Source organism: Cronobacter sp. HA18006 (assembly GCF_011605445.1).
Lineage (GTDB): Bacteria > Pseudomonadota > Gammaproteobacteria > Enterobacterales > Enterobacteriaceae > Cronobacter > Cronobacter sakazakii.
Window position 1 is genome coordinate 16,488 of the sequence record NZ_JAANQB010000005.1, and the last position, 9,864, is coordinate 26,351.

General features: G+C 54.0%; 13 protein-coding genes. 7 read left to right on the top strand and 6 right to left on the bottom strand.

Annotation, left to right across the window (positions count from 1 at the left end; translation table 11 throughout):
• Positions 1–31: 31 nt before the first annotated feature.
• Positions 32–295, top strand: a complete 264-nt coding sequence (locus G9X48_RS01450; protein WP_038859530.1) for an alternative ribosome-rescue factor A — start codon at positions 32–34, stop codon at positions 293–295.
• Here G9X48_RS01450 and mscL read toward each other — a convergent pair.
• The 5 genes from mscL to def form a co-directional block, all read right to left on the bottom strand.
• Positions 246–653, bottom strand: a complete 408-nt coding sequence (gene mscL, locus G9X48_RS01455) for a large-conductance mechanosensitive channel protein MscL (RefSeq protein ID WP_007778669.1) — start codon at positions 651–653, stop codon at positions 246–248. The genes G9X48_RS01450 and mscL overlap by 50 nt on opposite strands.
• A gap of 154 nt (positions 654–807) precedes the next feature.
• The gene (gene trkA / locus G9X48_RS01460; protein WP_004388629.1) at positions 808–2,184 is read right to left on the bottom strand and encodes a Trk system potassium transporter TrkA; all 1,377 of its coding nucleotides are present in this window, start codon (positions 2,182–2,184) and stop codon (positions 808–810) included.
• Positions 2,185–2,223: 39 nt separating this feature from the next.
• Positions 2,224–3,513, bottom strand: coding sequence for a 16S rRNA (cytosine(967)-C(5))-methyltransferase RsmB (rsmB, locus tag G9X48_RS01465; RefSeq protein ID WP_097641848.1), 1,290 nt, complete (start codon positions 3,511–3,513; stop codon positions 2,224–2,226).
• A gap of 68 nt (positions 3,514–3,581) precedes the next feature.
• Entirely contained in the window at positions 3,582–4,529 is a 948-nt protein-coding gene (gene fmt, locus G9X48_RS01470; RefSeq protein ID WP_038878840.1) for a methionyl-tRNA formyltransferase, read from the bottom strand.
• 18 nt (positions 4,530–4,547) lie between these two features.
• On the bottom strand, positions 4,548–5,063 hold the full coding sequence (gene def, locus G9X48_RS01475; protein WP_007702442.1) for a peptide deformylase: 516 nt from the start codon (positions 5,061–5,063) through the stop codon (positions 4,548–4,550).
• Between the two features lie 129 nt (positions 5,064–5,192).
• Here def and dprA point away from each other — a divergent pair, with 129 nt between their 5' ends.
• From dprA to G9X48_RS01505, 6 genes are read left to right on the top strand one after another with little or no spacing between them, the layout of a single operon-like run.
• Positions 5,193–6,305 (top strand): DNA-protecting protein DprA, encoded by a 1,113-nt coding sequence (gene dprA / locus G9X48_RS01480; RefSeq protein WP_097641846.1) that lies wholly within the window; start codon positions 5,193–5,195, stop codon positions 6,303–6,305.
• The gene (gene smg / locus G9X48_RS01485) at positions 6,277–6,750 is read left to right on the top strand and encodes a DUF494 family protein Smg (RefSeq protein ID WP_004388634.1); all 474 of its coding nucleotides are present in this window, start codon (positions 6,277–6,279) and stop codon (positions 6,748–6,750) included. The genes dprA and smg overlap by 29 nt, the downstream gene beginning before the upstream one ends.
• A 23-nt stretch (positions 6,751–6,773) precedes the next feature.
• Positions 6,774–7,331, top strand: coding sequence for a type I DNA topoisomerase (locus G9X48_RS01490; RefSeq protein ID WP_097641845.1), 558 nt, complete (start codon positions 6,774–6,776; stop codon positions 7,329–7,331).
• The gene (gene tsaC, locus G9X48_RS01495) at positions 7,321–7,893 is read left to right on the top strand and encodes an L-threonylcarbamoyladenylate synthase type 1 TsaC (RefSeq protein WP_080321687.1); all 573 of its coding nucleotides are present in this window, start codon (positions 7,321–7,323) and stop codon (positions 7,891–7,893) included. Before G9X48_RS01490 ends, tsaC begins: the two co-directional genes overlap by 11 nt.
• Before the next feature lie 3 nt (positions 7,894–7,896).
• Positions 7,897–8,715: a shikimate dehydrogenase gene (gene aroE / locus G9X48_RS01500; RefSeq protein WP_069682978.1), complete on the top strand. Its 819-nt coding sequence runs from the start codon at positions 7,897–7,899 to the stop codon at positions 8,713–8,715.
• A complete protein-coding gene (locus G9X48_RS01505; RefSeq protein WP_097641844.1) occupies positions 8,712–8,969 on the top strand; it encodes a DUF1488 domain-containing protein in 258 nt (85 codons plus the stop codon). Before aroE ends, G9X48_RS01505 begins: the two co-directional genes overlap by 4 nt.
• Here G9X48_RS01505 and G9X48_RS01510 read toward each other — a convergent pair.
• The gene (locus G9X48_RS01510; RefSeq protein WP_097641843.1) at positions 8,945–9,502 is read right to left on the bottom strand and encodes a gamma carbonic anhydrase family protein; all 558 of its coding nucleotides are present in this window, start codon (positions 9,500–9,502) and stop codon (positions 8,945–8,947) included. The genes G9X48_RS01505 and G9X48_RS01510 overlap by 25 nt on opposite strands.
• Positions 9,503–9,864 lie beyond the last annotated feature (362 nt).

The window sequence follows — 9,864 nt, forward strand, 5'->3', positions numbered from 1 at the left end:
ACTTGCCGCGAATTTACCACAGGAGCAATAAATGAACCGGTACAAACATACGAAAGGGCTAATTCAGGATAACGCGATTGAGGCCCTGCTGCATGATCCACTGTTTCGCCAACGCGTTGAAAAGAATCAAAAAGGGAAAGGCAGCTATCAGCGTAAAGCGAAACACGGCAAGAAAGGTAACTGGGAGGCCAGTGGCAAACAAGCAAATCGCTTTTTTACCACTGGCCTTCTGCTTTCAGGAACGGTTAAGGACGATGTTCGTTCTGTTGTTTCAGCAAATCACGGATTTCGGTGAGTAATACTTCTTCTTTGCTGGGGCCCGGCGCTTCCTTCGGTTTTTTCTGGTGTAATTTATTAATCACCTTAATGGCCAGGAAAATAGCAAAGGCAACGATGACAAAGTCGAATACGTTCTGAATAAACACGCCATAATGCATGATGACCGCCGGCGTATCGCCAACAGCAGGACGTAACGTCAAAGCGAATTGCTTAAAGTCGATACCCCCAATCAATAACCCCAGCGGCGGCATAATGATATCGGCAACAAGTGATGAGACAATCTTACCGAAAGCCGCACCGATAATGACACCCACTGCCAAATCCACCACATTTCCGCGCATCGCGAATTCACGAAATTCTTTAAAAAAGCTCATTCTTCTACTCCCTGGATTTCAAAGCCTACCTAAGTCTAACAAAGGAAATATGATTTTCCATTTTCGCACCGCTTTGCCAATTACTTTTTAGCCATGAAAATAATGCGGATAATAGGGTGCAGAAATAATGATGGCGGCCGCAGCCGCCAGATAATTATAAAAAGAACGGGCTTGGCTGGAACAGGCGCTCAACATCCGTAACGAATTTTTTATCGGTCAGGAACATAATCACGTGATCGCCTTGCTCAATGCGTAAATTGTCATTGGCAATCATCACATCATTACCGCGCACGACGGCGCCAATGATAGTGCCTGGCGGCAGTTTAATATCATCAATGACCCGCCCGACAACCCTTGAGGTCGTTTCGTCGCCGTGCGCCACGGCTTCGATAGCTTCAGCCACACCGCGACGTAACGAGGATACGCTGACGATATCGGCTTTACGCACATGGCCGAGCAGCGCGGAAATGGTGGCTTGCTGTGGCGAGATAGCAATGTCGATCACGCTTCCCTGAACAAGATCCACATAAGCGCGGCGCTGAATAAGCACCATGACTTTTTTAGCGCCCATACGTTTGGCGAGCATGGCGGACATAATATTCGCTTCGTCATCGTTCGTGACGGCGATAAAGAGATCAACCTGATCAATATGCTCTTCCGCGAGCAGTTCCTGATCCGACGCATCGCCATAAAAAACGATCGTATGCTGAAGTTTCTCGGCAAGTTCCGCGGCGCGTTGCTGATCGCGTTCGATAAGCTTAACGCTGTAGTCTTTTTCCAGCCGCTGCGCGAGCCCTGCGCCGATATTACCGCCGCCGACCAGCATGATACGTTTATACGGCTTTTCAAGGCGCTGAAGTTCGCTCATTACGGCGCGGATATGCTGAGATGCGGCGATAAAAAAGACTTCATCGCCTGCTTCCACAATAGTGGAACCCTGCGGTCGGATCGGCCTGTCGTGGCGAAAAATAGCGGCTACGCGGGTGTCGATATGCGGCATATGTTCGCGCATGGTCGACAGCGCATTGCCGACCAGCGGCCCGCCATAATAAGCTTTCACTACCGCGAGGCTAACTTTACCTTCGGCGAAATTCACTACCTGCAGCGCGCCCGGATATTCAATCAGCCGGTAAATATTATCAATGACCAGTTGCTCCGGGGCGATCAGATGGTCGATGGGCACGGCTTCAGGGGTGAACAGGCGCTCGGCATCCCGAACATAATCTGGTGCGCGGATACGTGCGATGCGGTTAGGCGTATTGAAAAGCGAATACGCCACCTGACAGGCAATCATATTAGTTTCATCTGAGCTCGTGACCGCAACCAGCATATCTGCGTCATCGGCACCGGCTTCACGCAGAACACGTGGATGGGAGCCGTGTCCCTGCACAACGCGCAGGTCAAACTTATCCTGAAGGACGCGAAGGCGATCGCTGTTGGTATCGACAACGGTAATGTCGTTATTCTCGCCCACTAGGTTTTCCGCCAGGGTGCCGCCCACCTGACCGGCACCCAAAATGATAATTTTCATTGTTGTGCTTCACCCATGCGGGGCCGCCAGCGGGCCCGGTTACTTTTTAATTAGCTTAGCGTAAAAGAAGCCGTCGCCTTCGGTTGCGCCTGGTAGATTCTGAATGCCGGGCGTTTGTGTCGATCCCGTACCGTCCAGCTGTGCATCCGGCGTCCGGGTCAAAAATGCCCGGATCTGTTCGCTGTTTTCTTCCGGCAAAACGGAACAGGTGGCATACAGCAATGTACCGCCCGGTTTCAGATGCGGCCAGATTGCGTCGAGAATTTCAGACTGTAATTGCGCCAGTTCACCGATATCAGAATCACGACGCAGCCATTTAATGTCAGGGTGACGCCGAATTACGCCGGTGGCAGAGCAGGGCGCATCAAGAAGGATCCGGTCGAATTGCGTATCGCCGCACCAGGTTGACGGGAAACGACCATCACCCACTTTAACGTCGGCCTTCATCTTCAGGCGTTTGAGGTTTTCATAGACGCGGGAAATACGCTGGGCGTCCACATCGACGGCCATTACGCTGGCCTGCGGCGCGGCTTCCAGAATATGCGTGGTTTTACCGCCAGGTGCAGCGCACAGATCGAGAATCGTCTCACCGTTTTGCGGCGCTAACAGCTCGACGCAGCCCTGTGCCGAGGCGTCCTGCACCGTAACCCAGCCCTGCTCAAAGCCAGGCAGCGCGCTCACCGGCGCTGGTGCATCAAGGCGTACGGCGTCCGGGTAACGCGGGTGGATATGCCCCGTCATGCCGTTTTCTTCCAGCAGCTTAAGCCATTCGTCGCGGGAATAATGTTGACGGTTGACGCGCAACCACATCGGCGGCCGTTCGTTATTGGCTTCCGCAACGGCTTGCCACTCTTGCGGCCAGGCGATTTGCAGTCTGTTCAGCAACCACATCGGGTGTAACCAGCGGGCATCCTGACCGGAAAATTCAGCCAGTAATTCATCTTGCTGGCGCTGGAACTGACGCAGCACACCATTAATCAGCCCTTTAAACTGCATGCGCTTGATAGCGACTGCGCCTTCTACCGTTTCAGCCAGCGCCGCATGCGGCGGGATACGGGTATAAAGAAGCTGATACAAGCCCACCATAATCAGATAATGAATGGTGCGTTGCTTACCCGTCATCGGGCGTGACATCAGTCTATTGATAAGCCATTCGAGCTGCGAGAGCGTGCGAAGCACGCCGAAACAGAGTTCCTGCAAAAGCGCGTTGTCTTTATCAGAGACTTTATGCTGGAGCGGCGGCAGAACGGTACTGAGGGACTGGCCTTTTTCGACTACCTGTTCGATAGCCTGCGCCGCCAGACTGCGGAGATTAATGGATTTTTTCATAGCCACGGGCAGGTTAACCTGCGTCTGAAATAAAAAGGCCCGGAAAACCGGGCTGTTAATGCCGACACTCAGGCGAGAATGGCGCCTGGCGTAAACCACTCCCGGCGGGAGTTTAAAAGATCCTGTGCTGACATCGGTTTTTTACCGGCAGGCTGGAGTGATTCCAGATTGAGGATACCGTCCGTCGTCGCGACCTGGATACCCTGTTTACCGGCATCAAGGATGGTGCCAGGCGTTGCATGGCTCTGCTGATGGATAACTGACGCCTTCCAGACTTTGACAGGCTGCTCATCAATCATGAAAAAGCTGACCGGCCAGGGGTTAAACGCACGGATACAGCGTTCAAGCTGAGCTGCAGAAAGCGTCCAGTCGAGGCGTGCCTCTTCTTTACTGAGCTTGTCCGCATACGTCGCCTGTGCATCATCCTGCTTTTCAGGAACTGCGCGGCCCGCTGCAAGATCCTCAAGCGTGGCGAGCAGCCCTTGTGGGCCCAGCTGTGCCAGCTTGTCATACAGCGAGGCGCTGGTGTCCTCATCGGTAATTGGGCAGGAAAGCTTACGCAGCATGTCGCCGGTATCGAGTCCTTTGTCCATCTGCATGATAGTCACGCCGGTTTCGGCATCGCCCGCCCATAGTGAGCGCTGAATAGGTGCCGCACCGCGCCAGCGTGGCAGCAACGAGCCGTGTACGTTAATACAACCCAGGCGAGGCATGGCGAGCACCGCTTCCGGAAGGATCAAACCGTAAGCGACGACCACCATGACATCGGCATTCAGCGCGGCCACAAGCTCCTGACTTTCCGCAGAGCGCAGGGATTTCGGCTGAAAGACCGGAATGTCGTTTTCCTGTGCCAGCACTTTTACCGGCCCGGGCATCAGCTTTTTGCCACGGCCTGCCGGGCGGTCTGGCTGAGTGAACACGCCGACCACCTGGTGCGAAGAGGACAACAGCGCGTCGAGATGACGCGCTGCGAAATCCGGCGTACCGGCGAAAATAATGCGAAGTGACTCGGACACGTTATTCCCTGTCTTTATTTAACCTGCGGCTTTCGCCTTCATGCGATCCAGTTTTTCAACTTTCTGGCGAATACGCTGACGCTTCATCGGCGACAGATAATCGATAAACAATTTACCGACCAGGTGATCCATTTCATGCTGAATGCAGATGGCCAGCAGGCCGTCGGCTTCCAGTTCAAAAGATTTACCGTTGCGGTCAAGCGCGCGGATTTTGACTTTCTCGGCACGCGGCACAAAAGCGCGCTGTTCCGGGATAGACAGGCAGCCTTCTTCAATGCCGGTTTCGCCGGACTGTTCCAGCAGCTCCGGATTAATAAGCACCAGGCGCTCATCGCGGTTTTCGGAAACATCAATCACGATAATGCGCTGATGAATATCCACCTGCGTTGCGGCAAGCCCAATACCTTCTTCGGCGTACATCGTGTCGAACATATCATCAACGATACGCTGAATATCTGCATTAACTTCTTTAACCGGTTCAGCGACGATGCGAAGCCGCTCGTCCGGAATATGTAATACCTGCAAAACTGACATAAATTTCCAGAGCTGTATTCAAGAGTTGAAAGGATCTTACCTTCTATTCTAGACAAATCCCCCTTTGATTGACAGCATCAGCAACGAATCACAGGGATTAGAGAACGGCGGCTGGCGGGGGATAGCGCGATGTCACCAACGGAGATTTGGTTACGCCTGATGGCGGTGTACAGCCTCGGCGGCGAAGTTATGGTTCGGGCTTTCCACTGCCTGCAAAATATACCCGACGATCCCACGAATGCCTTACGGCTGGCGGGGCTTAATAGTAAGCAACGGGCACTCTTTTTTAATTACCCGCAGGCCAAGCTTGAGGCTGCTCTGCGCTGGCTTGAAATGCCGGAGCATCATCTGCTTACCGCGCTATCGCCTGAATATCCCGTTGCTCTGCGCGCGATCGAGTGGTTTCCTGGTGCGTTGCTGGTGGCAGGCGATCCCAGGGCGCTGTCCCGCCCGCAACTGGCCGTCGTCGGGAGCCGTCATCATTCGTGGTATGGCGAACAATGGGGAAGCAAACTCTGCTATGCGCTGGCGGAAAGCGGCCTCGTCTTAACCAGCGGGCTTGCACTAGGCATAGACGCTGTTGCGCATCGCAGCGCGCTGAAGGCGCAGGGAAAAACCATCGCGGTGCTGGGCAACGGCCTTGCGCAGGTTTATCCGGCGCGCCACCGTAAACTGGCGGAGGAGATCGTAGAACGGGGCGGGGCCCTGGTGTCCGAGTTTCCTTTTGAGGCGCAGCCGCGCCCGGCGCATTTCCCGAGACGTAATCGCATTATTAGTGGCTTAAGCGTTGGCGTGCTGGTGGTCGAGGCGGCCTTACGCAGCGGCTCGCTGGTCACGGCCCGGTGCGCGCTGGAACAAGGCCGGGAGGTTTTCGCGCTCCCTGGGCCTGTTGGTAATCCCGGTTGTGAAGGCCCGCACTGGCTGATTCAGCAAGGCGCTGTCGCCGTTACGCATCCTCAGGACATTATCGATTATTTACAAAATGAGCTGCCCTGGCTCACGACTGCGAATTATTCACCGGATCAAGAGGAAGGTGCATTGCCATTTCCCGAGCTGTTGGCTAACGTAGGAGATGAGGTTACACCTGTTGACGTCGTCGCTGAACGTGCCGGCCAACCTGTGCCATTGACGGTAGCCCAGCTACTCGAACTGGAGTTAGCAGGATGGATCGCAGCTGTACCCGGCGGCTATGTCCGAGTGAGGAGGGCAGGCCATGTTCGACGTACTAATGTATTTGTTTGAAACCTATATCCATAACGAAGCTGAGATGCGCGTTGACCAGGATAAGCTGACGCGGGACCTGACGGATGCGGGTTTTGATCAGGAAGATATCTTTAATGCGCTGTTATGGCTCGAAAAGCTGGCGGATTATCAGGATGGTCTTTCCGCGCCGATGCAACTGGCGTCGGATCCACTCTCGATGCGTATTTATACCGCAGAGGAGTGCCAGCGGCTGGACGCCAGCTGTCGGGGGTTCCTGCTGTTTCTGGAACAAATTCAGGTGCTGAATCTCGAAACTCGTGAAATGGTTATCGAACGCGTCATGGCGCTGGATACTGCCGAGTTTGATTTAGAAGATCTCAAGTGGGTCATCCTGATGGTGCTGTTTAACATCCCCGGATGTGAAAACGCCTATCAACAAATGGAAGAACTGCTCTTTGAAGTGAATGACGGTATGCTGCACTGATATTTTCAGCGCAGTGGTGAATTATGGCAAGGTCAGCACTCTTTTCAGTGCCCAAACACGAGCCCTGCCCAAAATGCGGGGCTGAACTTCTTATCCGTTCCGGGAAGCATGGTCCTTTCCTGGGATGTTCGCATTATCCTGAGTGTGATTACGTTCGCCCGCTGAAAAGCCAGGCGGACGGTCATATTGTCAAAGTGCTCGAAGGTCAGCAATGCCCGGCATGTGATGCGACGCTGGTGCTACGACAGGGGCGTTTTGGTATGTTTATCGGCTGCAGCCGTTATCCTGAATGCGAACATACCGAGCAAATCGACAAACCTGATGAAACCGCATTGCGCTGCCCGCAGTGTAGCGACGGTCAGCTGGTTCAGCGTCGGTCGCGTTTTGGCAAAACCTTCTATTCCTGCGATCGCTATCCGGAATGCCAGTTTGTGATTAATACCAGACCGGTGGCGGGCGAGTGCCCTGAATGCCATTATCCCCTCCTTACCGAAAAGAAAACCGCGCAGGGCATAAAACGCTTTTGCGCCAGTAAACAATGTGGAAAGCCGGTAACGGCGGAAAAAGACAGTGAAGAATAATCAGCCTGCGGACGCGATATCGTCTATCGTCGACGTCCTTAAAAAAGAACAAGTTATCGCTTATCCAACCGAAGCCGTATTTGGCGTCGGGTGCGATCCCGACAGCGAAACCGCTGTAAAACGCCTGCTTGAATTAAAGCAACGCCCGATGGAAAAAGGACTCATCCTGATTGCGGCGAATTTCGAACAACTCAAGCCCTATATAGATGACGCTGCTCTGACGCCCGAACAGCGAGAGGGCGTGTTCGCCCGCTGGCCGGGGCCAGTGACGTTTGTTTTCCCGGCGAAACCGTCGACGCCACGCTGGCTGACTGGCCGTTTTGACTCGCTCGCGGTGCGCGTCACGAATCATCCTCAGGTGATTGCGCTTTGCGAAGCCTTTGGCAAGCCGCTGGTTTCAACCAGCGCCAATCTCTCCGGGCTTGAGCCATGCCGCACGGCGCAGGAAGTGCTGGCGCAGTTCGGTGATGATTTTCCTGTGCTGCATGGCGCAACAGGTGGTCGCCAGAATCCTTCCGAGATCCGTGATGCGCTGACGGGTGAACTTTTCCGACAGGGGTAACGCATGGAAACCTACGCTGTTTTTGGTAATCCTGTCTCGCACAGTAAATCGCCGTTTATTCACCAGCAATTTGCGCAGCAGTTACAGATTGAGCATCCGTATGGCCGCGTGCTGGCACCGCTCGATGATTTTGTGAAGACGCTGGAGGACTTCTTCAGCGCAGGCGGTAAAGGCGCAAACGTGACGGTGCCTTTTAAAGAACAGGCGTTTGCTCGTGCCGATGAACTGACGGAAAGAGCGGCGCTTGCCGGTGCGGTTAATACGCTGAAACGGCTCGAAGATGGTCGTTTACTGGGCGACAATACGGATGGTATTGGGCTTTTAAGCGATCTGGAACGTCTCGGTATGATCCAGCCGCGTTATCGGATCCTGCTGGTGGGCGCTGGCGGCGCAGCGCGGGGCGTCTTGTTGCCTCTGCTGTCGCTGGATTGCGCGGTAACTATTACTAACCGCACTTTTGCCCGCGCGCAGGAACTCGCAACGCTCTTTAGTCATACCGGCAACGTTAACGCCGTCGCGCTTGCGGATCTGGTTGGCCATGAGTTCGATCTCATTATTAATGCCACTTCCAGTGGGATTCACGGCGAGATCCCGACTCTTCCGTCTTCTCTGCCCGGTAAAACAACGGCGTGCTATGACATGTTCTACCAGAAAGGGCTAACGCCATTCCTTTCATGGTGTCAGGCGCAGGGGGCAACGCAACTGGCTGACGGTATCGGGATGCTGGTGGGGCAGGCGGCGCACGCGGTTCTGCTCTGGCATGGCGTCCTGCCGGATGTTGTGCCCGTTATTGATAAGCTCAGACAGGAGCTGGCGCAATGAATCAGGCGATTCAGTTCCCTGATCGCGAGCACTGGGATGAACAGCGGCAGGCCGTTTGTTTTCCGGCGCTGGTCAGTGGGATGGTGCTTACCTGTGCTATTGCGCAGCCTGTGCTGGTGGCTCGCTTCTCAGGCACGTCGCCCGAAGAATGGATAGCCGCTTTTCGTCAGCACCGTTGGGATCTGGAAGAAGAGGCTGAGCAGCTGATCGCTGCTCAGGCCGAAGACGATCAGGGTTGGATCTGGCTCTCCTGAGCCAGATACTCATCTTTCCACTTCACATAGTTGTTCGCCGAGTAGCGCAGCCCTTCGCGTTCGGTATCTTTTAACGGGCGAATCTGTTTTACCGGGCTGCCGAGATAAAGATAGCCGCTTTCCAGACGCTTATTCTGCGGCACCAGACTTCCGGCCCCTATCATCACGTCATCTTCTATAACGGCACCGTCAAGCACGATCGAGCCCATACCGACCAGTACACGATTGCCAATAGTGCAGCCATGCAGCATCACTTTATGTCCAACAGTAACGTCTTCCCCAATCACCAGTGGATTACCTTCGGGGTTATAAGAAGATTTATGAGTCACGTGCAATACGCTGCCATCCTGAATGTTGGTGCGCGCGCCAACCGCAACGTAATTAACGTCGCCCCGAATCACTACCAGCGGCCAGATGCCGACATCATCAGCCAGTCTCACATCGCCAATCACCACGCTTGAGCTATCGACCATCACGCGCTGGCCTGTGGTGGGAAAGGTATTTTTATAAGGACGTAACACAAAAGAAGACATAGTCGCCTCGGTTTCTTATCAATCGTAAGAAGACTTTGGTTGGATTCAGGCGGCTGTGCAAGCGCAAATGTGTTTGTTCGTTGAGCAGATCGCGCGGGATCGCAGCAATAAGAATGAAAAAACAGCAGTTGAAAGAAAAGATCGAAAAAAGGGTTGTGCTGAAAACTGAGATCCCTATAATGCGCCTCCATCGAGACGGCAATGTGAAGCACTTCACGAAATAGCCGGCACGATGAGAGAAAAATCCTGAAATTAAGGGTTGACTCTGAAAGAGGAAAGCGTAATATACGCCACCTCGCGACAGCAGGCTGAACGCCGCGTCGCACCGCTCTTTAACAATTTATCAGACAATCTGTGTGGGC